The organism is Desulfosporosinus nitroreducens, assembly GCF_023897015.1.
Taxonomy (GTDB): domain Bacteria; phylum Bacillota; class Desulfitobacteriia; order Desulfitobacteriales; family Desulfitobacteriaceae; genus Desulfosporosinus; species Desulfosporosinus nitroreducens.
In genome coordinates this window covers 35,299-57,684 of the sequence record NZ_JAMHFY010000007.1, presented here as the reverse complement: position 1 = coordinate 57,684, position 22,386 = coordinate 35,299, and the positions used below count along the sequence as shown (strand labels likewise).

Annotated in this window: 19 protein-coding genes; 15 read left to right on the top strand and 4 right to left on the bottom strand. The window is 38.2% G+C overall.

The genetic code is table 11. From position 1 onward, the window contains the following. Nucleotides 1–144: 144 nt before the first annotated feature. From M8E35_RS09940 to M8E35_RS09900, 9 genes are all read left to right on the top strand, one after another. Nucleotides 145–732, top strand: coding sequence for a TetR/AcrR family transcriptional regulator (locus tag M8E35_RS09940; protein WP_252468705.1), 588 nt, complete (start codon nucleotides 145–147; stop codon nucleotides 730–732). Between the two features lie 37 nt (nucleotides 733–769). After that, on the top strand, nucleotides 770–1,132 hold the full coding sequence (locus tag M8E35_RS09935) for a response regulator (protein WP_073033230.1): 363 nt from the start codon (nucleotides 770–772) through the stop codon (nucleotides 1,130–1,132). A 33-nt stretch (nucleotides 1,133–1,165) separates the two neighbouring features. After that, entirely contained in the window at nucleotides 1,166–3,262 is a 2,097-nt protein-coding gene (locus tag M8E35_RS09930; protein WP_252468704.1) for a chemotaxis protein CheA, read from the top strand. 89 nt (nucleotides 3,263–3,351) lie between these two features. Beyond that, entirely contained in the window at nucleotides 3,352–3,843 is a 492-nt protein-coding gene (locus M8E35_RS09925; RefSeq protein ID WP_073033226.1) for a chemotaxis protein CheW, read from the top strand. Nucleotides 3,844–3,864: 21 nt separating this feature from the next. Next, complete coding sequence (locus tag M8E35_RS09920; protein WP_252468703.1) at nucleotides 3,865–5,589, top strand: methyl-accepting chemotaxis protein; 1,725 nt, start codon at nucleotides 3,865–3,867, stop codon at nucleotides 5,587–5,589. 152 nt (nucleotides 5,590–5,741) lie between these two features. After that, nucleotides 5,742–6,560: a CheR family methyltransferase gene (locus tag M8E35_RS09915; protein WP_252468702.1), complete on the top strand. Its 819-nt coding sequence runs from the start codon at nucleotides 5,742–5,744 to the stop codon at nucleotides 6,558–6,560. Between the two features lie 2 nt (nucleotides 6,561–6,562). Next, nucleotides 6,563–7,585 carry a protein-glutamate methylesterase/protein-glutamine glutaminase gene (locus tag M8E35_RS09910; protein ID WP_252468701.1) on the top strand — a complete coding sequence of 341 codons (1,023 nt, stop codon included), beginning with the start codon at nucleotides 6,563–6,565 and terminating at the stop codon, nucleotides 7,583–7,585. Nucleotides 7,586–7,614: 29 nt separating this feature from the next. Continuing rightward, entirely contained in the window at nucleotides 7,615–10,710 is a 3,096-nt protein-coding gene (locus M8E35_RS09905) for a hybrid sensor histidine kinase/response regulator (RefSeq protein ID WP_252468700.1), read from the top strand. Nucleotides 10,711–10,723: 13 nt separating this feature from the next. Continuing rightward, the gene (locus M8E35_RS09900; RefSeq protein WP_252468699.1) at nucleotides 10,724–11,116 is read left to right on the top strand and encodes a response regulator; all 393 of its coding nucleotides are present in this window, start codon (nucleotides 10,724–10,726) and stop codon (nucleotides 11,114–11,116) included. A gap of 2 nt (nucleotides 11,117–11,118) precedes the next feature. Here M8E35_RS09900 and M8E35_RS09895 read toward each other — a convergent pair whose 3' ends face one another. Next, nucleotides 11,119–12,855, bottom strand: coding sequence for an ABC transporter ATP-binding protein (locus M8E35_RS09895; RefSeq protein ID WP_252468698.1), 1,737 nt, complete (start codon nucleotides 12,853–12,855; stop codon nucleotides 11,119–11,121). 289 nt (nucleotides 12,856–13,144) lie between these two features. Here M8E35_RS09895 and M8E35_RS09890 point away from each other — a divergent pair, with 289 nt between their 5' ends. Beyond that, entirely contained in the window at nucleotides 13,145–13,810 is a 666-nt protein-coding gene (locus tag M8E35_RS09890; RefSeq protein WP_252468697.1) for an MgtC/SapB family protein, read from the top strand. Here the strand turns inward: M8E35_RS09890 and M8E35_RS09885 are convergent. The 3 genes from M8E35_RS09885 to M8E35_RS09875 all read right to left on the bottom strand — a co-directional run bounded on the left by M8E35_RS09885 (nucleotide 13,803) and on the right by M8E35_RS09875 (nucleotide 16,650). Continuing rightward, nucleotides 13,803–14,150: a winged helix-turn-helix transcriptional regulator gene (locus M8E35_RS09885; RefSeq protein WP_252468695.1), complete on the bottom strand. Its 348-nt coding sequence runs from the start codon at nucleotides 14,148–14,150 to the stop codon at nucleotides 13,803–13,805. The two genes, M8E35_RS09890 and M8E35_RS09885, sit on opposite strands and share 8 nt — an antisense overlap. Nucleotides 14,151–14,676: 526 nt before the next feature. Continuing rightward, nucleotides 14,677–15,564 carry a peptidylprolyl isomerase gene (locus tag M8E35_RS09880; protein WP_252468694.1) on the bottom strand — a complete coding sequence of 296 codons (888 nt, stop codon included), beginning with the start codon at nucleotides 15,562–15,564 and terminating at the stop codon, nucleotides 14,677–14,679. Nucleotides 15,565–16,074: 510 nt separating this feature from the next. After that, nucleotides 16,075–16,650 (bottom strand): flavodoxin family protein, encoded by a 576-nt coding sequence (locus M8E35_RS09875; RefSeq protein ID WP_252468693.1) that lies wholly within the window; start codon nucleotides 16,648–16,650, stop codon nucleotides 16,075–16,077. A gap of 220 nt (nucleotides 16,651–16,870) precedes the next feature. On the opposite strand from M8E35_RS09875, the gene M8E35_RS09870 reads away from it, so the two are divergent. The 5 genes from M8E35_RS09870 to M8E35_RS09850 all read left to right on the top strand — a co-directional run bounded on the left by M8E35_RS09870 (nucleotide 16,871) and on the right by M8E35_RS09850 (nucleotide 22,373). After that, entirely contained in the window at nucleotides 16,871–17,236 is a 366-nt protein-coding gene (locus M8E35_RS09870; protein ID WP_302049872.1) for a winged helix-turn-helix transcriptional regulator, read from the top strand. 166 nt (nucleotides 17,237–17,402) lie between these two features. Continuing rightward, entirely contained in the window at nucleotides 17,403–17,720 is a 318-nt protein-coding gene (locus tag M8E35_RS09865) for a DUF2680 domain-containing protein (protein WP_073033211.1), read from the top strand. Nucleotides 17,721–17,955: 235 nt separating this feature from the next. Continuing rightward, nucleotides 17,956–18,354, top strand: a complete 399-nt coding sequence (locus M8E35_RS09860; RefSeq protein WP_252468692.1) for a rhodanese-like domain-containing protein — start codon at nucleotides 17,956–17,958, stop codon at nucleotides 18,352–18,354. Nucleotides 18,355–18,631: 277 nt separating this feature from the next. Further along, complete coding sequence (locus tag M8E35_RS09855) at nucleotides 18,632–19,615, top strand: sugar ABC transporter substrate-binding protein (protein ID WP_252468691.1); 984 nt, start codon at nucleotides 18,632–18,634, stop codon at nucleotides 19,613–19,615. Between the two features lie 34 nt (nucleotides 19,616–19,649). Further along, the gene (locus M8E35_RS09850; RefSeq protein ID WP_252468690.1) at nucleotides 19,650–22,373 is read left to right on the top strand and encodes a response regulator; all 2,724 of its coding nucleotides are present in this window, start codon (nucleotides 19,650–19,652) and stop codon (nucleotides 22,371–22,373) included. The last annotated feature ends 13 nt before the right edge of the window (nucleotides 22,374–22,386 follow it).

Below are 22,386 nucleotides of genomic sequence, written 5' to 3'. Positions count from 1 at the left end.
AAATTAGCGGATTTAAGTGAAAATTAAATTAAAAAAAATATTTAAAACGAATTAAAAACTAATTGACAGAAAAATGTCGACCAAGTATTATGATTGTATATATAATAGGCGAGTAAATGTTTACTCTCGACGGAGGGGACGCTGTTGTCGAAACTGATACATACTAAAGAAAGCTTAATTTTATCGACGATTGAAGTTATTAGTGAAAAGGGTCTTCAGGGGCTTACGACCAGGGAGGTGGCGAAGAGGCAGGGTATCTCCGAATCAACCATATTTAAGCATTATAAATCGAAGAACGAACTGATTCTGGCGGTACTCGAATATTTTTCCCAATATGATCAGGCAATTATCGAATCATTAAAGCTTAGAGATTATACGCCGATCGAAGCAATTACTTATTTTGTAGAAGCTTACGTAACGTATTATGAAAATTACCCTGAAATAACTGCAATTACCCTATCCTGCGAGGGATTAATGTGTGAACCAGAGCTCAACGCTGTGGTTTATAATATTTTTATCAAAAGGTTTAATTCAGTCAAATCCTTAATTACGGAAGCTAAACATAAAAAAGTACTTGCAAAAGAAGTAGATCCAGGAAGTATGGCCGATCTTATTATCGGCTTAGAAAGAGCAAGTGTGCTGAGATGGCGCATGGATAATTATAATTTTTCGTTAAAAGATCATACTTTATCTGCTCTAAAAATGTTGTTGGATGCTTTTGCATTAGGATAGGGTAAGTAATCCCAGTTAATACGAGGAGTGAAGTTAGATGAAAAAACTACTTATTGTTGATGATGCGGCTTTCATGCGGGTTTCCATTCGAAATATGCTCCAGAATCAAGATATTGAAATTGTCGGAGAAGCCGCGAATGGCTTAATTGCGGTTTCAATGTATAAAGAGTTGCGCCCTGATGTTGTGACCATGGATATTACCATGCCCGAAATGTCAGGTATTGAAGCTCTCAAGTTAATTAAAGCATTTGACCCTCAGGCTAAGGTAATCATGGTTTCATCCATGGGTCAGGAGGGGATGGTGAAACAAGCAATAATTAGTGGAGCAAAAACCTTTATTGTTAAACCTTTTAAGGAGGAATTACTACATAAAACGATTTCCAAAGTGTTGGGCGTATAACAGGTAATTCCAAGTCAAAAGGGGGTGATTAAATTGACTGACCAGTATCACAATGAGCCCATGCTGGAGCTCTTTATATTTGAATCAATGCAACTGATTGAGCAAATGGAGCAATTAATCATTGCCAATGAGAAGTTTGAATCCTACGATTCCGATGCAATCAATGAGATTTTTCGGATAATGCATACAATTAAAGGGTCCTCAGCAATGATGCTTTTTAATAATGTTTCTACCTTAGCCCATTCTATGGAGGATGTATTCTTTGTTCTGCGTGAAGACAAGCCTCAGAATATTGATTCCTCTCAATTATCAGATTTAGTGCTTGAGGGTATTGATTTTATCAAAGTGGAAATTGCAAAGATCAGAAATGGAGATGAAGCTGAAGGGGATGCTGCTGCCTTAATTGAGAGTTTACGAGTCTTTCATGCCACCATTAAAGCTCAGAATTACACGGTTAGAGATCAAGAAATGAAAGATACAGCAACTTCACAGGGATATTCTGCCCCCAAGAAGCAGCAATATTATATTAGTAAAGTAAGAACAGAACCTCAATCCTATAGTAGCTCATTTCAGGCCACTCTTTATTTTGAAGAAGATTGTGGAATGGAAAACCTAAGAGCATTTGGGGTGGTTAACGATCTGGGGGATCTTGTTAAAGAATACTACCATATCCCGGCAGATCTAGATCATGAGGACAGTGCGGTAGTTATTCAGGAACAGGGATTTACACTCTTTTTAAAAACGGATCGCTCTTTGGAAGAAATTCATCGAACTCTGAGCCAGACAATCTATTTAAAGGACCTTCAACTAACACAAGTCAAGAATTGTGAACCATTTGAAGATCTCCATGAAGAAAGGAAAATCTTATTAAACGACAGTGCTAAAATTTTCGCTTCTTCGTCTGGTGAACGTATAACGATTGATCAAAAAGAAAGCTATTCTTCAGCATCTCAGCAAAGTATTATAAGTGTTAGTGTAGCCAAGTTAGACCAGTTAATGGATCTGGTTGGGGAAATGGTGATTGCTGAGGCGATGGTGACTCAAAATCCCGACCTTAAGGGCTTGGAACTTAATAACTTTGAAAAGGCAGCCAGACAACTTAGAAAAATCACTAGCGAGTTACAGGATACTGTCATGTCTGTGCGCATGGTGCCTTTAACAGGCACGTTCCAAAAAATGAACCGTACAGTTCGCGATATGTGCAAAAAGCTTAACAAGGATGTTAGGCTTGAGTTGATTGGTCAAGAGACCGAGGTTGATAAAAATATTATTGAACATATTTCCGATCCCTTAATGCATCTTATTCGCAATTCGATTGATCACGGGATTGAAATGCCCTCAGATCGAGAAATGAAGGGGAAACCCCGTTGGGGAACGATTACCTTAGAAGCAAAAAATGCAGGAGGGGATGTCTTAATCATTATACGTGACGATGGAGGCGGCTTTAATAAAGCTAAAATCATGTCCAAAGCACGTGAAAAGGGATTGCTTCAAGTTCCCGAGGACGAAATCACAGATAAGGAAATCTATAACTTAGTTTTTTTGCCGGGATTTTCAACGAATGAGACTGTTACAGAGTTTTCTGGACGCGGGGTTGGAATGGATGTCGTGGTTAAAAATATTGAAGCAGTAGGGGGAGCAATTACGGCGGATAGTGTTCCCGGAAAGGGAACCACCCTTAGTCTTAAAATTCCACTAACCTTGGCTATCATCGATGGTATGAATATTAAAGTGGGGGATTCGCGTTATACCATACCGACAACCGCGATTAAGGAATCCTTTAGGCCAAAAACCACGGATATAATTGTTGATCCGGATGATAATGAGATGATAATGGTCAGAGGGCAGTGTTTTCCTATACTCCGCTTACATGAAAGGTATCATGTTAATACGCTTGTTAATAATTTTGCCGACGGAATCATTATTATGGTAGAACAGGATGATCAAACTCTTTGTATTTTTGCAGATGAGTTAATCGGTCAGCAGCAAGTTGTCGTTAAATCACTTCCTGCCTATATTAAACATACCAAGAAGGTCACGGGACTCGCAGGGTGTACTTTATTAGGAGATGGAAGTATCAGTTTAATTCTTGATATTGCGGGGCTGTTCACTGTCAAGAAAACCGGGTAATTTACTTGTAACTAATCTCCTTGAGTCGGGCAGCAACAGCAAGGATAAACGAGAATGGGGTTAGTTCTCAGGCGGAAAGGATAGATTGCATGTCAGAGAATGAGGCAGTAGACAGTGAAGATCAAGTTGAAGACACGCAAAAAGGTAAATTCCTCACATTTTGTTTAGGGAATGAGTTTTATGGAATTGAGATTAAATATGTAACAGAGATAATTGGGCTTCAGCCTATCACGGAAATTCCGGAAATGCCTGAGTATATCAAAGGAATCATAAATTTACGGGGAAAGATTATTCCTTTGATGGATGTAAGGTTGAGGTTTAGAAAGCCTTTCAGAGAATATAACGATCGGACATGCATTGTAGTCATTGACATTAGAGAAATCCCGATAGGTCTTATCGTTGACAGTGTTTCTGAGGTGATCTCAATTTCGGATGAGGAAATCGTTTCTCCGCCAAGTCTGAACAAAGAAGGAAATAAATATATCAGAGGTATAGGCAAGGTGGGGAACGATGTAAAACTTCTTTTGGATTCTGGTAAACTCCTGACCGATTTGGAAATTGAAAATCTAGAAAATATTTAAGTGATAGGGAGGAAAGGGTTCATGAAGTGGTTTTACAATATGAAAATTGGTGCAAAAATAATTAGTTCTTTTGTTCTTATAGCTATCTTAGCGGGGGTTGTTGGTGTTGTTGGCATAATCAGCTTGAAGAATACTACAGCCAATTTCGGTAACCTGTTTAATGTATATGGCATAGCTACGGCTGACGTAGGAGAAGTCGGTTTAGCCTTCCAAGAAGAACGGAGTCTCATTAGAGATGTGCTTTTTCATAACGCAGATTATTCAAAAAGCCTCAACACGTTGAAAGAAAAAGACGCTATTATTGATGACGGATTAATAAAGATGGAAAAAAACATGCAGACGGATCAAGGGCGTGAAGTTTTTAAAGTTTTGTCAGACAATTTATCCAAATATAAACAAAACAGAGATAAGGTCTTTCAATTAGTCGAGGCCAATCAGACAGAGCAAGCCGTCGCTCTGTTTTACGGAGAAGGTACTGCTCCAACTGTTAAAGTACAAGAGGCGATTGCTACACTATTTCAATTAAAAATTGATGGCGGCTTGGATAAAACTGCAGAATATGGCGCGACAGCCAATAGTACTATTCAAGTAATGACGGCAGTTGTTGTTATAGCGGTTATCATTGCTATCATTCTCGGAGTATTTATATCAAGAATTATCAGCAAACCAATTAGTGAACTTGTCAGTGTTGCAGAGAAGATTGCGGATGGAGACTTAGATGTAAGCATTCGGGCTAACACAAAGGATGAAATTGGTATTCTGTCATCAGCCTTTGAGCGTATGTCAACTAATCTTAATGAGGTGATGACAAGCTTCAATACCGCATCCGAACAAGTAGCATCCGGGTCTAGACAGGTATCTGCTTCTAGTATGGCCCTCTCCCAAGGCGCAACAGAACAAGCCAGTTCTATCGAAGAACTAACAGCTTCCATTGAGGAAATATCCACACAAACCACGCTAAACGCCCAAAATGCCAGTCAAGCGAATGAGCTCGCCGAGGCAGCAAGACAAAATGCCATTCAAGGTAATCAGCAGATGAAAGAGATGCTCCAAGCTATGGAGGAGATCAATGAAGCTTCTGGAAACATCTTCAAGATTATAAAGGTAATTGACGAAATAGCATTTCAGACTAACATTTTGGCTCTAAATGCTGCCGTCGAAGCAGCCAGGGCGGGTCAACATGGTAAAGGTTTCGCCGTGGTTGCTGAGGAAGTAAGAAACCTTGCTGCACGTTCTGCAAATGCTGCTAAAGAAACAACTGCCATGATTGAAGGTTCTATGAAGAAGGTGGAAGGCGGAACTAAAATCGCTAATGATACTGCACAAGCACTTAACAAAATTGTTGAAGGGGTTAGTAAAGCAACTAACCTGGTGGCAGACATCGCGACTGCATCCAATGAACAAGCTTTGGGAATTAATCAAATCAATCAAGGTATCATGCAGGTCTCAAGCGTGGTTCAAACCAATTCAGCTACTTCGGAAGAAAGTGCTGCTGCAAGTGAGGAACTCTCAAGTCAAGCAGAATTGTTAAGAGATCAAGTAAATAAGTTTAAGCTGAGGAAAATCAATGGGTCCTCCTATAGTGGATTGGAAGACCTTAACCCAGAGGTATTGCAAATGCTGGAAGATATGTCCCGAAAGAAAAGGTTCAACAATAATTATGATAAACAAGGATATTCCGGAGCTGGGGTAACAAACAGTTCATCTCAAATTTCTCTAAGCAATAACGAATTTGGAAAGTACTAACTTAAACTAAAGTTATATTTCAAAAAATGTACAGGTTTGTGACAGAGGTGGTAGACCTTGTTGCAAATATAGTTTTTAAAAAAGGAGAGCCTTAAGGGCTCTCCTGAAACTAATATAGCGAAATCTGATTAAGAAGGAGGTGTAATAATGCTATGCTTTCAATCACAGACCAAGAGTTTAAACAACTAGCTGAGTATATTAAAGTAAATTATGGTATTTTTTTGAAGAAAGAAAAACAAACTCTTCTAATGGGCAGGCTTAGTAATGTATTGATAGAAAAAAACTTCCAAAATTTCAATGATTACTTTCATTACGTTGTAACTGATAGAACTGGAGATGCGATCGTAACGCTCGTTAACAAAATAACAACTAATCATACCTTTTTCATGCGTGAGGTCGATCATTTTTTCTTTTTTAAGGAAAAAGTACTCCCTAATCTCATTAGCAGATCAAAGGAGAGAGACTTACGCATATGGAGTGCAGGATGTTCTAGTGGTGAAGAACCCTATACCTTAGCAATGATCATTGACGAGTTTCTTGGTGTGGATAAAAAATGGTGGGATGCAAAAATTCTAGCCACAGATATTTCCAGTAAAGTTTTAGATATTGCCATTAACGGGATTTACGATAACGAGGGAATTGCCACACTGCCGCAGTCTTGGAAACTAAACTATTTTGAGAAACTAAATAATGACAAATATGTCCTAGTTAATAAGATTAGGAATGAAGTAATATATAGGAAATTCAATCTCATGGATGTTGTTTTCCCTTTCAAAAAGAAGTTTCATACAATTTTTTGCAGGAATGTCATGATCTATTTTGACAAGAATACAAAGATGAAGTTAGTAAAGAAGTTCTATGATTCGACTGAGCCTGGTGGTTACTTGTTTATTGGGCATTCAGAATCTCTCGATCGGAATGAGACAGAGTATAAATATATTATGCCAGCTGTCTACCGAAAGGAACCTTGAACATGAGGAAAATAAAAGTGTTAGTTGTCGATGATTCTTTGGTTTTTAGAGAAGTCTTAGCAAGAGGAATTTCTACTGATCCTTACATTGAGGTGGTAGCTAAAGCAGTTGATCCCTTCGATGCCAGGGATAAGATCCTAGAATATTCACCTGATGTCATGACCTGTGATATTGAAATGCCGAAAATGAACGGGATTGAATTTATAAAGAGGCTTTTACCTCAATATCCGTTGCCTGTTGTTGTCGTCAGCTCGGTTAGTATGGCTGTCTTCGAGGCGATGAAAGCAGGAGCTGTAGATTTTGTGACTAAGCCTAATGTTCAATCAGTTCAAGATGTTCATGGGTTTATTCATGAATTAATCCAGAAAATAAAAGTAGCGGCAAACGCAAAAGTTTCCAGGTTGTCCACACAGAGCAAAAGGAATATGGTGGAGGAAGGCGCTTCAATGGAAGGAAGTCTCATAGCCATTGGTGCATCAACAGGAGGAACAGAGGCAGTTTTCAGGATTTTAAAAGATTTGCCGACTCAAATGCCCGGTATCGTCATTGCCCAACATATACCTCCGGTATTCTCCAGAATGTTTGCAGACAGGCTTAATAACTCCACTCAAATGCGAGTCAAGGAAGCTGAGACGGGTGATTATGTGGATCAAGGAAGTGTACTGATTGCCCCCGGCGGACAGCATTTGCGGCTAAAGAAGTTCGGAAATCGATACAGAGCAGAGTGTTTCGAGGGTGAGAAAGTGAATGGACACTGCCCTTCGATCGATGTTCTCTTTGAGTCTGTGGCAAAGGAAGTTGGTAAGGGTGCGATCGGCGTTATTCTGACGGGTATGGGGTATGATGGTTCAAAAGGGTTGCTCAGCATGAGAAGAAGGGGCGCAAGAACTCTTGGACAGGATGAACTAACATCGGTAGTTTATGGTATGCCGAAAGTTGCCTTTGAAATCGGGGCGGTGGAAAAGCAGGTCTCTCTTGATACTATGGCCCAAGCCCTTGTATCAATCTTAGGAAATAGAGATTGACAATTTAAATCATAAAGGAGGTGTTGAGGATGGATATGAACAAAGAAAAGACGGAGTCAAACAACTTTGAACTAATTTTCAATACCACTCCGATAGGAATGTTTTTACTAAATGAATATTCGTTAATTGAAAAGGTAAATATCGCGGGGTTAGAGTTTTTGGATCACAATTCCGAGAATGTTTTGGGTAAACGTATCGGCAATGGACTTCATTGTTATGGCAGTACAGAAAACATTAAGGGGTGTGGTTACGGGATACAATGTCAATCATGTCAATTGAGATTGGCTGTTGAATTAGCCTTTAAGACAGGACAACCTATAACTCAGCTGGAATGCAGCAAGGTTTTGATACAAAATCAAAAAGAAAAGAAATTTTGGTTCAGGGCAAGTATTACCCCAATAATGAACGTGGGCAAACGCAATGTGGTCATAGCCTTGGACAATATTACGAATAGCAAATTAGTTGAGGATACTGCAAAGAAGTATCAAGTTCTTTTAGAACAAGCACGTGATATAATTTTATTTTTAGATATGGAAGGAAACATATTAGAAGCCAACACCGCTGCGGTCCAAGCGTATGGTTATACGAAAGAGGAACTTCTATCCTTAAAGGTCTTTGATATCCGAGAACAGAATGACTTGACTTTAGAACATATGAGACAGGCGGGGAATCAAGGGATCTTATTCGAGACTTGCCATAACCGCAAAGATGGCAGTGCCTTTCCTGTTGAGGTAAGTACTTATGGTACTTTTATCGAAGACCAACCAGTCTTGGTAAGCATCATTCGGGAAATAACTGAGCGGATACGTGCAGAAGATCTATTAAGATCTAGTGAAAAAAAATATCGCAGTCTTTTCGATATAGCCTATGATGGGATCATACTTCTCGAGATTGAAGCGGACGAACCCCTAAAGACAAAAATTATCGACGTGAACAAGATGGTATGTGAGAGAACGGGATACAGCAAAGAAGAGGTTCTCAATCTTAAGATTACTGACTTTTGCAGAGAAAAAGAAGAGCTTTTCAAAACTATTATCGGTGAAGTAACTGCTAAAGGGCAATACAGGTTTGAGAGTACTTACTTTACTAAAGATGATGAAGAAATACCTATTGAAGTTAACTCTCAGCTTATCGAGATGGACGGGAAGAGATGTATTTTATCGTTTGCTCGAAACATCGCTGAGCGAAAGAAAACACAAATTGAATTGCTCAAAAGCGAGGAAAAACAAAGACTTTTGTATGAACGATATCGTTCGTTAATTATAAATATGCCCGACAGCTTTGCTCATAACAGAGTAATCTATGATGAAACCGGAAAACCCATAGATTATGAAATCCTGGAGATTAATGAAGCATATGAAAGAATATTTAGAGTATCTCGCAAGGAAATTATTGGCAAGAAATATTCGGAGCTTTTTTCTGGCGAAGATCCTCAGATCTTCGACCAAAGGATGGCTGAATATGGGGAAGTTGCATCAACAGGACTTCAGCTCGCTTTGCCAATTTACTATTCAGCTTGGAGTGAGCGTTGGTTTTCCGTGAAACTATATAGTCCCGAACCCGGCTATTTCGTCTCACTTATCACAGATATGACAGAACGCATACATGTAGAAAACGAACTTCAGTTAGCAAAGAATAAAGCAGAAGCTGCTAATCGTGCAAAAAGTGAATTCCTAGCGAATATGAGTCATGAAATTCGCACCCCTATTAATGGAATCGTAGGGATGATTGATTTGACACTATTAAAGAATATAAGCCAGGAACAGCGAGGTAACCTTGAAATCGCTAAAGACTGCGCAGATTCCTTACTGACAATCATTAATGACATTCTTGATTTTTCTAAAATCGAAGCAGGTAAATTGGTGATAGAAAAAATAGGATTTAACATCCCGGAATTATTGGAATTAACGATAAAAGCACATTTGCCCTTAGCTATGAAAAAGAAGCTAACCCTATGTTGCGACTGCTCCAATGCTATCCCGCAAACTTTGATAGGGGATCCCAACAGGCTTAAGCAAATATTAAACAATCTTTTAAATAACGCTTTAAAATTCACTAAATTCGGAGGAGTTGTTCTTTCTGCTAAAGAACTAGATATAACAAATGAAATGATAGAGATTTTGTTTTCTATTTCAGATTCAGGTATTGGTATATCACCCCATGAACAAACTAAGCTCTTTAGGAATTTTAGTCAGGTAGATGGTTCTATTACAAGAAAGTATGGTGGTACTGGTCTAGGTCTGGCGATTTCTAAGCAACTCGTACAGATGATGGGCGGAACCATAACAGTGGAAAGTCAAGAGGGGAAAGGGAGTACTTTTAGCTTTAGTCTAAAGTTCATGCGATCTGGCAAACTTAATTATCCGACACAAGACACCTGCACCACCCATTCTATGAGACCATTGAGAATACTCATTGTCGAGGATGACAAGGTTAGTTTAACGGTTTTATCTTTAATGCTCAAAGAAAAAGGGCACTTTATAGAATCTGCCACGAACGGGTTGGAAGCCTTAGCATTGCATGCTGAAAATCAGTACGATGTAATTTTTATGGATATTCAAATGCCGATAATGGACGGGATAGAGGCAACTGCCAAAATCCGTGAGAAAGAGGGAGAGAATCAACATACTCCTATCATCGCTTTAACAGCCTATGCGCTTGCTGGAGATCGAGAAAAGTTTCTATCCTATGGACTGGATGAGTATATGCCCAAACCTATCAGGATGGGTAAATTATTCTCCCTCTTAGAAGAGGTGGTGAATCGAAATAGCTCAGCAGATAAACTGCGCGCTGTGCCTAAACATGAGGTAAGGATTAGTGAAGATGGAGTAGTGCTGAATATTGATTCTGAGATGCCCTTGGAATATGATAAAGATGCCATTATCATAGAAGTTTCACGAGATATTGAGGAACTTCGATTTGCACTAAGCTATGAGGATATTAATCTCACTGAAGAAATTGCTCATAAAATTAAACATAATTGTAACTTGATCGAGGCGGATGACCTTAAAACTTTAGCGTTTAAAATTGAATTGGCCGCCAGACGCGAAAACCAGGAGGAAGCGAATAAATACGCTCGAAGTCTAAAAAGAGAATTTGAAATTTATTTATGTCTAAATAATTGAGAGGGTGAAAAAGATGAAGATTTTAATTGCGGAAGATGATTTAGCTAGTCGGCGGTTCTTGTCAAAATTCCTTGGGCAGTATGGTGAAGTGGATTTGGTAGTTGATGGGTTGGAAGCGCTTGACGCATATTTGTTAGCAATTAAGGAAAAGGCTCCCTATGATTTAATTTGCCTGGATATTATGATGCCTAAAGTAGATGGGGTTAAAGTATTGAAGGCCATCCGCGACTATGAGAGTAAACAAGAGTTTGCATCTGAACAGCGGGTAAAGGTCATTATGACGACAGCCTTAGCAGAAACTGATTATGTTAATCAGGCTTTTGAAATCGGGTGTGAGGCTTATGCCGCTAAACCAGTCGATACAAATAAAATGTTAGAGGTCATCAAGAAACTGGGACTGATTTAACACTATTCCAAGCCTTCAAATTGCATATTATAGTAATGGGCATAGATACCAGCCTTCTCGAGCAGTTGTTTGTGACTGCCTCTTTCTTGGATGCCTTCATCGGTAACGACCACAATTTCGTCCGAGTTTTTTATCGTACTCAGTCTGTGGGCAATCACGATGGTCGTCCGATTTTTAGAGAGCTTTTCCAGAGAATTTTGAATGTATCGTTCACTTTCATTATCTAGGGCCGACGTAGCCTCGTCTAAGATTAAAATGGGAGGGTTCTTTAAGAACACTCTGGCGATTGATAATCGTTGTTTTTGTCCACCAGAGAGCCTGACCCCTCGTTCCCCAACATAAGTATCATACCCCTCGTCAAGAGACAGGATAAACTCATGAATATTGGCTTTTTGGGCTGCCTCAATAATTTCGGCTTCTGAAGATCCGGCCTTGCCATAGGCAATGTTTTCTCTGATTGAGCCATCAAACATATAGACGTCCTGCTGCACTATCCCGATAGCATTTCGTAAAGAATCTAGCGTCACGTCTCGGATATCATTTCCATCAATGGTTATTGATCCGGATGTTACATCATAAAATCTTGGCAACAGAGAACAGAAAGTTGTTTTCCCTCCTCCCGATGGTCCGACTAGGGCGATGTTCTTTCCTGCTTTTATAGTTAGACTCACTTTATCTAAAACATTGGAATCATCGTCATAGCGAAAGGAGACATTCTTATAGTTAATTTCTCCTTTAACTTCTGTCAAAGGTTTAGCTCCTGCTTTGTCCACAATATCTGGCGCAGTCTCCAAAACCTCAATAAATCGCTTGAAACCAGCGTAGCCTTTTTGAAATGATTCAGTATAGTTTATTAATACGTCTATGGGATTGATAAAGAGGTTGACATAAAGGACATAAATTGCCAGATCGGAAATTTTTAACGAACCATTGGCTATAAATACCCCCCCGGAAACAATGATCACAACGTAGAGCAACCCTTCAAAAAACGAATTCCAAGCGTGGAAATTACCCATCAATTTGTAGATTCTAATTTTAGAATCCAAAAAATCGTGGTTACTTTTTCTGAATTTTTCTCTTTCTACTCGTTCATTGGCAAAGGATTTGACAACTCGGATTCCAGATAAACTATCTTGCAGGCTGGAATTTACAGCGGCAATTTTCACCCTGCTATCTGCAAAGCTGGGAGCCATTTTAATGTTTTTGTAAATGGTGAAGACCACCATGACTAGAGTCACCACTAATAAAATTAGGGTCATTTTAATATTAATCAACATTAAGATACTAAAGGAGCCAATGATCTTTAGTGTGGAGATAAAAACATTTTCTGGCCCGTGATGAGCAAGTTCGGATATATCAAACAAGTCTGCGACCAATTTGGACATCATCTCTCCAGTATTGTTTCTATCATAATAGGAAAAGGATAACCGCTGAAATTGATTGAACAGATCTTTTCTCATATCGGTTTCCATCTTCGCGCCCATTATATGTCCCCATGAAATAATGAAATACTGGCAAAAATACTTAATAACATACATAAACAGCAGGGCTATGCCGATAAATCCTATGGCTTTCAGAATTATTTCTTTATCTTGAGTAAATAGGTTTCTAGCTAGATAATTAAGGATTTGTGGAAAGGACAGATCAATAATGGAAACAATCAAGGCACACATGATGTCGGCATAAAACAGGTATTTATAGGGTTTATAATATTTGATAAATTTCTTTAAAATAGCCATGACTAGGATACCACTCGCCCTCTGCTTCTTATTTTGTTAGTATCAAACTTCATTATTTATGTCCAATAGGATTACTCTGAGAGGAAACAGAAAACTTCCACTCAGAGTATTTCTTTATAGTAATGATATATCTGATAATAAGATTTTATTTGTAACGATTAACCGTAATTTCGGAAAATAGGTGAAAAGTAAAATAAGTGCTGAAAACTTAATAAAATGTGGAACGTATCTGAGTTAAAAAGCTGTTAATAATAAAGAGGAAGAAAACGCCAAGAAAGATGTGAAAACAGTGCCTATTAATGATTACGAGATTTCTTTAAGGTTATTTTTAGCCTGTGTTTTTGGAGGCATAGTAGGCTTTCAACGAGAACGTCATGATAGCCCAGCAGGGCTAAGAACCTATATTTTAGTGTCCTTAGGTTCCTCCTTAATTATGATTTTATCAATGTATGGATTTTCTGATTTCACCTCAACTGCAGACCCTGCTCGATTAGCAGCTCAAGTTGTTTCAGGGATTGGATTTTTAGGAGCGGGGACTATTTTAAGGGATGGCGTCTCAGTTAAAGGCTTGACAACGGCCGCTTCTCTTTGGGTAGTATCAGCGATTGGTTTAGCAGCAGGAGCAGGCTTTTATTACTCATCCTTTCTTGTAACGATCTTAGTTTTCATCACTTTAGAGCGTTCTATTGAAACCTATTTTTTCAAAGATAAGCAAGTTTTAAGAGTGATTGCTGTCAATAAAACTTGTGCAATCCACGACATTAATAGCATCTTTGAAGCTCATAAAGTAATGGCTCGCAATGTTAGTATGAGACTATTAGAAGAAGAACAAAACAAAACGACCATAGAGTATACCCTGAAAACTCCGTTTTATAAAATAAATACGGAAAAGATTATAGAGGATATCAATGAAATTGAGGGGATCTATTCTGTTGAAAAGGTAGAAGTTACTTAGTATCTTTACTCTTCATAAATTCAAGATACTCCGTTCCCCATTCAAACATCTTATCAATAACAGTTAGAAATTTAATGCCCATATCTGTTAACGAGTATTCCACTTTCGGAGGGACTTCCCGATAAACTTCTCGGTGAACAAGCCCGTCTTGTTCAAGTTCCCTTAACTGCAGTGTTAAATAACCTTGCCGTATTGTCGGCAAAGCTCTCAGTAATTCATTAAACCGCATAACTCCATCTTTAAGTGTCCATAATATTACCAACTTCCATTTTCCGGCGATGACGTTTTGTGTTATACCGACAGGGCATTTAATTTCTAATAACTCTTTTCTTAGTTGCAACCACGACGCCACCTTCATAGTACGATTTTTTATACTAGGTACATAAAATTACCGTACTTGCATTAATCTATTTTATACAATGTTATCACACTAGGTTGATTAATCAACCCTGAAGACAATTTTTTGGGAGGTTTTTAAAATGGAAGAAGTTCTAGGATTTCTAAAAGAAAATCGTATAGGTTCATTGGCAACAAATGAAAGAAATCCCTTTCATTGAATTCACATCAACTTCTAAAGATATGGTAACTGTTAGGTTATCTGGGGAAGTAATTTTCATTTGACTTAAGTATTAAAGAAAAAATTCTGGAGAATAATCCGAACTTAATAGGAATGTACAAGTCAGCAGATAATCCGATTTTTGAAGTTTTTTATATTGAACATGGGGAGATAATTATAGCTGACTTCTCGGGACAACCACCAAAAAAAATCCGCTTCTAAAATAAGAGCCAAGACGAGTCGATTAATTTGAAGGGTCTACCATACACAAAGAAGAGACGTTTTAAGGCGTCTCTTCTTTGTGTTATGGTCAATTCTTCGTTAGATAGTTCTCGATATTATACTCTGCCATGCGATCTTGAAGCCAAGTGTCAAATTCTGTTTCCAATTTTGATTCCAACAATATGTCATTAATTTTATCTTTGCTTTCTTCAAAGGCAGCCTCTTTTGCTTCCTTTTTGTCATCTGCCTTAATAATATGATAACCATAGGTCGTTTTAACCGGATCGCTAACCTGACCAACGATTAAAGAGAAGGCGACCTCTTCAAATTCCTTTTCCATATCCCCTCTTGCAAAGAAACCAAGGTCTCCTCCCAACTCTTTAGAATTCTCGTCAGTCGAATATTGCTTAGCCAATTCAGCAAAATCCGCCCCTGCTGAAAGCTTTGTTTTAACTTCCTGGGCTAATTCTTCAGTCTCAACTAGAATATGACTTGCCTTTACTTCCTCTATGGTTCCAAGGCTTTCTTTGTTAGTTTCAAAGTATTGTTGAATTTCTTCTTCTGTTATTGGGCTATTGGCTTCCATAATTCTCTTTACCTCTAGATTTAAGAGGATATTTTCTTTAAGAGCATCCAGTGTTATACCATTTGTTTCCAGGGCTTGAGTAAAAGCATCTTCGCTCCCAAACGTTTCTTTTAAAATTGTAAGCTCTTTATCAATATCTGACTCAGACACTTGGATCTTCTGTTTTTTGGCTTCTTGTTTAATGATGCTCTGTTGAATCAATGTATCTAAAGCATCTTTTCCTCCTTGTTGCAGTAAAATCTCGTTTAATTCTGATTGAGTGATTTTGACCCCATTAACCTTAGCAACAATGTTCTCTTTGGTGGCATAAAGGACTCCGATTCCAATTACCGCTACTAATAAAAGCATGAGCAGCCAAAGGTAACTCTTCTTAATTCTTTCCAATATCACTTTAAACTCCTTTTTTAGCTGATTAGTTATTAGAAAAATAACTCATAGATTAAGTTTAGCGTAACTTGATAAACCTTTCCTGATTTGTGGGAGGTGTTATCTCTAATATAGACTATATTTGTTGCATTTCCGTGACCTATTTGTGGAGATGCTGTGAAGACTTGTCTGGGTTTTCGTTCTTAGCCATAACCAAAGATCTACTTCCAGTACCGTGATAAGCCGATAAACCATAAGAAGGTCATCGACACGATGCGATGACCTTTTTATAGACCTGGGCGTAATAATTCATCAATTCCGAGACACCCACTTCTCCAAGTGGGCGTTCCTTATTCTACTTCGGTGGGGGTATAATCCCCCACCGAAGTCTCGATGTTCAGCTTTAGCTGAACGAGTTCACTTCACCATAGCTGAAAAACGAACTTGGAATTCTGAACATTAAGTTGGATAACAATAAAATCCTCATAGGTAGTCGTACTTGAGATTTTAGCTGATTAGGTACGTTGCTTAACTTTAGCGAACTTGCTTTAAAAGTCTAGCCATGTTTTTACCAAGGGTTTGGAAGGTCTGGATGCCTTCATTGTCATTTTGAACATCGCCTGGATCACGGGATAAGGTCATATTCCAATAACTTGAACTGCAAATGACCATTTCGGCTATGCCAAAGAAGAAGTTAATAGCAGAGTAGGTAAAGGTGGATCCGGCTCTGCGTACTGAAACGACCGAAGTTCCAACTTTTCCCCTTAATAAGGCACCTCCGTTAGACTTTGATACATAACCACAACGGTCAATAAGGGCTTTAACTTCCGTACTCACATTACTGAAGTACGTGGGGGAACCTATAATGATGCCATCTGCCTCTTCAATTTTCTGGATGAAAGTATTCATTTCATCGTCCTTGCGTACACATCGGTTGTTCATCATTTCGCTACATTTGCCGCAGGCCAAGCAACCAAAGACTTTACGTCCTCCCAATTGGACGATTTCAGTCTCGACTCCTTCTTTTTCCAATTCCGCTAAAACTATTTTTATGCTTTGCGAAGTATTACCATTGACCCGCGGACTTCCATTAAAAGCTACAACTTTCATAAAACAAACACTCCCTGCTATTTAGCCTTGGTCATTGCCTGGTATGATAATAAACGATATAATAATAGTTAGCAAGTACGTACATTTTTGTGCTATAGTACCCAAATGTATACCATGTTAGTTCGAGGGGTATTACACCTAAAGACACTTGAATTTCAGAAGGGAACGCTGCTAAAGGTTGATTATTCCTTTATCAGTAATAACTAAGGAGTGAGACATAGTGATCAAGTTCAAAAATAATGAATATCAATGTTCCATGGAATTGACATTGGCCCTCATCGGTGGAAAGTGGAAAGCCCTTATACTATGGCATTTAGGTGATAAAACCTTAAGATACAGTGAAATGAGAAAAACTATCCCTAATGTCACGCCCAAAATGTTGACTCAACAACTTCGGGAGCTGGAAGACAGTGGCTTGGTCAAGAGATTGATTTATACACAAATACCGCCTAAAGTTGAGTATTCTCTGACTCAAGCAGGTCAGAGTCTCCTGCCTATTTTAGATACCTTGTGTAAATGGGGACAGAACTATGCTAATGATTATGAACAAAACGAGCTAGTATTAAAACTGACCGAAGCAGAATAAGGAACACCCACTTCTGTGTTCCTTATTCTGCTTCGGTGACGTAAGTCTCGATGTTCGGCCTTAGCTGAACGAGTTCAATTCTTAACAAATATCAATAATAATAAACCATATTATTGGACATTCTAAGAATGTTTCCGGCAATAAAATGAATGAGGAGGTCTGGCATATGAGAAGACTGGCTGCAAGCATTTTGGCTTTGGCTTTGTTGGTTCTAAGCGCCGTGCCCGCCTTAGGGGCTGTTGATCAAGATAAATTGAAGGAGATTAAAGCTCTCACTCAACAAATGAACAGCATCAAAGTTCAGATTATTGATAAGGAAGTAGAGGCTGGAATCTTAGATCAAACAAAAGCCGATAAAATCAAGAACGCCATGCAAGAACGTCAACAAAGAATTGAACAAGATATCGACAAAGGCGAATTTCATGGTTTTGGGCAGAAAAAAGGCTGCGGCCGTAAAAACTCTAATGCTCAAAAGGCAGAGTAAACTCATTCACTATTAACCGATGTCGGATAACAACGGTAAGGGGCGAACTCCTAAGTAACGATAGGGGTTCGCTCCTCTTTTGGTCATATTGATAAATGTCTACCTACTTCAGTCGTTACGTTTTTATATACCAAATATTTTTAATTGACAAAAATTACATTGCATCTTACAATTCCTCTATACCTTAGGAGGGTATAGAGGGGTTTCAGTATTTCTTATTGGAAAGGGAAAAAGTATGAACCAAACTATAACTATCGCAAGTTTATTCGTGGGAGTACTAATAATCTGGTTTTATATCAAAAACACAGGGAAGATCGCTCACCTGAAAATTGAACCAAAAGAAGCAAAGAAGAGATTAGATACGGAAAAGGGGATCATTCTTCTGGATGTACGAACTCAGGAGGAATTTCTGGAGAAGCATATTCCCAAAAGTACTTTGATTCCTTTAAATGTTCTAGCTCAGGAAGCTAGTCTGAAATTGCCGGACAAACAAGCCACGATCTTTGCCTATTGTCGGAGTGGGAGTCGAAGCAGAGCTGCTGTAAGGATACTATTGAAGCAGGGTTATGTTAACGTTTTTAATCTGGGCGGCATAATACACTGGCCGTTTAAAACAGTTTCTGGCAAGAAATGATGAATTTTATCAGATCATTTGAATAAGAAAGGAGGGTTGGCCATAATTATGCCAATCCTCCTTTTTTATTTTTGGAAGTTTTTTAAGAATATAATTAAATTACTATAAAAATGGATAATTAATGAAATATGTGCCATAGGCATTTGAATTAATGCCATTTGATACTGATATATACCAAGTAAATTAGATATTATGTCAGTAAAGCTGTTTATTCAGGCAATATTGAGCAATTTATGAGTTCAAGAAATGATTACTCATAATCTAAAGGAGCGTTTGGATGAAAAGAGTTCTAATTTGCGTATTTGTCCTAATAGCCCTATCTCTTACAGGATGCAGTAAAGAGATTATTAACAGTGCAGACCCAAGTCGTTCGCATTCTCAGCAGACTGCTGATTCCAGCAACGGGAATAAAAAGAATATCGCTTTAGTTATGAAAACCCTGACGAATCCGTTCTTTATTGAGATGGAGAAAGGAGCTCGCCAAGCAGAAAACGAGTTAGGTATTAATTTGATCGTGAAAACTGGGGCTAAAGAGACTTCAATCGAGCAACAGATTGCTGTCGTGGGAGAACTTATCAACTCAAAAGTGGATGCAATAGTCATTTCACCGGGAAGCTCGACGGATTTAATCCCGGTTCTGAAAAAAGCATATGACGCGAATATTCCGATTGTCAATATTGATAACAGATTGGACCCAACATTTTTGAAGAGCACTGGAATAGATATTCCCTTTATCAGTGTAAATAACGAACAAGGGGCTTATAAGTCAGCAAAATATATAAGTGACCAAATCACAAAACCGACGAAAGTCGCAATAGTAGAAGGTATTCGCAATGCTAATAATGCTGAGCAACGTAAAAAAGGGGCTATAAAGGCCTTTGGAGAGAATCCGAACATTCAAATCGTTGCTATGGAAACGGCAAATTGGAAGATTGATGAAGCGTATGATATTACTTCATCAATGTTTACCCAATACCCTGACATTGGAGCAGTCTTTTGCGCCAATGATATGATGGCCTTAGGAACTATACAATACTTAAATGAATTCAACCTAAATCATGTAATGGTGGCTGGGTTTGACGACTTAGCAGAGGCACGAGCCGCTATTACTAAAGGAACAATGCAAGTGACGATAAATCAGCAGGCAGATATTCAAGGTTATATCGGTGTCAAATTTGCTTTTGAAATGTTAAACGGAAAGAAACAACCGCAGGAAACTATTATTGATGTTAAATTAGTTACGAAGTCAACTATTAATTAGATCATTTAGTAACCTTACTTGAAAGGATTATCTTATGTTTAGTAATCTTCCAATCAAATTCAATATAGCTCAAAAGCTTTTAATTTATCTAGTGCTTGCCTGTGTCGTTCCTTTAGGCTTTTTTGGTTTAATGTCTTATAGTAAGTCAAAATCCATCTTAAAGGATGAAATCGACAAATCCTCAATAAATTTGATGGAAGAGAAGAGACGCAATCTAGAGGTTATTATGGAAGAGGTTGAAGGGTTGATTGCTAATCTGTCAAGTATTGAAGAGATCAAAGATGTATTGGCTAAGGACGAAAAAGAAGTCACTGATTTTGAAAGACTGTCGACACAAGCTCAAATAGGGTATTTATTGAGTGGTTTTACTAATCTTAAAGGGCTAATATCGATTGATATATACTCACTGAGAGGTGAACACTATCACGTCGGAGATACCTTGAACATTCAGGAAATAAATATTGAAGCAAAAGAAAATTTGTTTGATGAAGCCTTAAAATCAGGAGATTCAATTCTCTGGCAAGGCATTGAAGATAACATTAACTTAAAATCAAAAAATAAGAAAGTTATTATTATCGGGAAAGTCCTTAAGAAGATCGATCCCAACACTTTCACAGAAAAGCCAATAGGCTTACTTTTGATAAACTATGATATTGATGTTTTCTATAATCATTTTACTAGTACATATGAGGATACGGAATATATGATTTTGGATAGGAAAAACAGGATCGTGTATCATCCAGTTAAGTCATGGATTGGAAGGGTACAAGATGGTGAGCTGACTAAACACATAAATAATAATTCAGGCAGGTTTAATACCAACGTTGGAGGGGATAAAAAGCTAGTAATTTATGACAAGTCTATTAAAAACGAATGGATGATTATAGCCCTTATATCTGAAAAAAGTATTTCAAATAAAGTTGAAGCTATCCAAAGATATAATGTTTTTTTCGTACTGGTTTCGTTTTTCTTTATCTTGTTATTCGCTTTGGTGATTTCTAAAATATTTGTCGTACCTATTAAAAAAATCACTAACTCCTTTAAAGAATTACAAAAAGGGACTATGGATTTTGAAACGCGCATAGAGACAACATCTAATGATGAAATTGGGGAGCTATGTAAATGGTTTAATAAATTTATCATAAGTCTGGAACAAGAGAGAAAAACAGAACTGGAGTTAATGCAGGCTAAGGAAGCCGCTGAGGCAGCAAATATAGCGAAGAGTCAGTTCCTTGCTAATATGTCACATGAGATAAGGACACCCATGAATGGAATTATCGGGTATATCGAGTTGCTCTCAGCAATGCCGCTAGAAAGGGAACAAGCTAGTTACCTGGCGGAAGTTAAAGCATCTACAGATGCGCTGCTTTTATTAATTAATGATATATTGGATTATTCTAAAATCGAAGCCGGCAAGTTGTTGATAGAGACTATTCCGTTTAATCTTCACAGACTTGTCGAAGAATCAGTATCCTTATTTTCCCCAAAAGCGAATGAAAAAGATGTTGAATTAGTTTTATTCATTGCGAGTGGAGTGCCCAGTGGAGTCCAAGGGGACCCTGGCAGATTGAGGCAAGTATTAAATAACATTATAGGTAACGCTGTCAAGTTCACCCATAAGGGTGAGGTGGCGGTTAAAATAAAAGTGCTGAAAGAAAGTCAAGAAAAGGTGCTTTTACAGATCGAAATTCAGGATACGGGCATTGGTATGTCCGAGACAACTAAGCAAAAATTATTCCAAGTCTTCACACAAGCAGATGCGTCTACAACACGAAAGTATGAAGGAACTGGCCTTGGGCTGGCAATATCAAAAAGGATAATTGAGCTTATTGGCGGTAATATTAATGTTGTCAGCGTTTTAGGAAAAGGCAGCACCTTCATCATTACAATAGAACTGGAAAAAAGGCAACTCGAAGATGAGCAGAAACCCAGGTCTATTAGCTTAAACAATTTAAAAGTAATGATCGTCGATGATAATAAAAGTAATAGGATGATTTTTCGTGAATATCTCGTTGAGACAGGATGCAGGGTTATTAGTGCAAAAAATGGCATAGAAGGCCTAAAAATCCTTACAGGGTTATCCGCAGAAGATTTACCCCATGTTGTCCTTGTAGATTATATGATGTATGGGATGAGTGGTTATGAATTTGGAGAAGAGTTGTTAAAGGATGAAAGGTTAAGAGATATCAGACTCATCCTTATTACCTCAGCAACTCAGAAAGGGGATGCCAAGTTAGCCAAAACGATTGGCTTTGCAGGCTACCTTACAAAACCTGTCCGAAAGATGGAGTTGATTAACGTTATATCTCAGGTCGTCGTTTTAGAAACTACAGATTCGACGGCATATCTAATTACAAGGCATTCCATAAGACAAGAGATTCCTCCGATTAGTAATATTTCTATTTTACTCGTTGAAGACATGTTGGCAAATCAGAGATTAGAAATGACTATGTTGAGAAACCTCGGTTATTCAGTAGATCTGGCAGTTAATGGGAAACGGGCAGTTGAGATTTGTAATACCAAAAAATATGATCTTATATTAATGGACTGTCAAATGCCTGTAATGGACGGTTATGAAGCGACAGATCAAATCAAAAAAATGAGTATTTTGAATAAAGATACGATAGTCATCGCCATGACCGCCTATACGATGGAGGGCGATCGAGAAAAATGTATTATAGCCGGCATGGATGACTATATTAGCAAACCAGTTACTATGCAAATACTCAAGGGGAAAATCGGAAAGTATTTCGCTTAAACAACCGCTGAAG

Bases quoted from the DNA above. Each gene is read 5' to 3' on its own strand.
- M8E35_RS09935 (WP_073033230.1), top strand. From the start codon at position 770: ATGAAAAAACTACTTATTGTTGATGATGCGGCTTTCATGCGGGTTTCC.
- M8E35_RS09925 (WP_073033226.1), top strand. From the start codon at position 3,352: ATGTCAGAGAATGAGGCAGTAGACAGTGAAGATCAAGTTGAAGACACG.
- M8E35_RS09920 (WP_252468703.1), top strand. From the start codon at position 3,865: ATGAAGTGGTTTTACAATATGAAAATTGGTGCAAAAATAATTAGTTCT.
- M8E35_RS09915 (WP_252468702.1), top strand. From the start codon at position 5,742: ATGCTTTCAATCACAGACCAAGAGTTTAAACAACTAGCTGAGTATATT.
- M8E35_RS09910 (WP_252468701.1), top strand. From the start codon at position 6,563: ATGAGGAAAATAAAAGTGTTAGTTGTCGATGATTCTTTGGTTTTTAGA.
- M8E35_RS09905 (WP_252468700.1), top strand. From the start codon at position 7,615: ATGGATATGAACAAAGAAAAGACGGAGTCAAACAACTTTGAACTAATT.
- M8E35_RS09900 (WP_252468699.1), top strand. From the start codon at position 10,724: ATGAAGATTTTAATTGCGGAAGATGATTTAGCTAGTCGGCGGTTCTTG.
- M8E35_RS09895 (WP_252468698.1), bottom strand. From the start codon at position 12,855: ATGGCTATTTTAAAGAAATTTATCAAATATTATAAACCCTATAAATAC.
- M8E35_RS09875 (WP_252468693.1), bottom strand. From the start codon at position 16,650: ATGAAAGTTGTAGCTTTTAATGGAAGTCCGCGGGTCAATGGTAATACT.
- M8E35_RS09865 (WP_073033211.1), top strand. From the start codon at position 17,403: ATGAGAAGACTGGCTGCAAGCATTTTGGCTTTGGCTTTGTTGGTTCTA.
- M8E35_RS09860 (WP_252468692.1), top strand. From the start codon at position 17,956: ATGAACCAAACTATAACTATCGCAAGTTTATTCGTGGGAGTACTAATA.
- M8E35_RS09855 (WP_252468691.1), top strand. From the start codon at position 18,632: ATGAAAAGAGTTCTAATTTGCGTATTTGTCCTAATAGCCCTATCTCTT.
- M8E35_RS09850 (WP_252468690.1), top strand. From the start codon at position 19,650: ATGTTTAGTAATCTTCCAATCAAATTCAATATAGCTCAAAAGCTTTTA.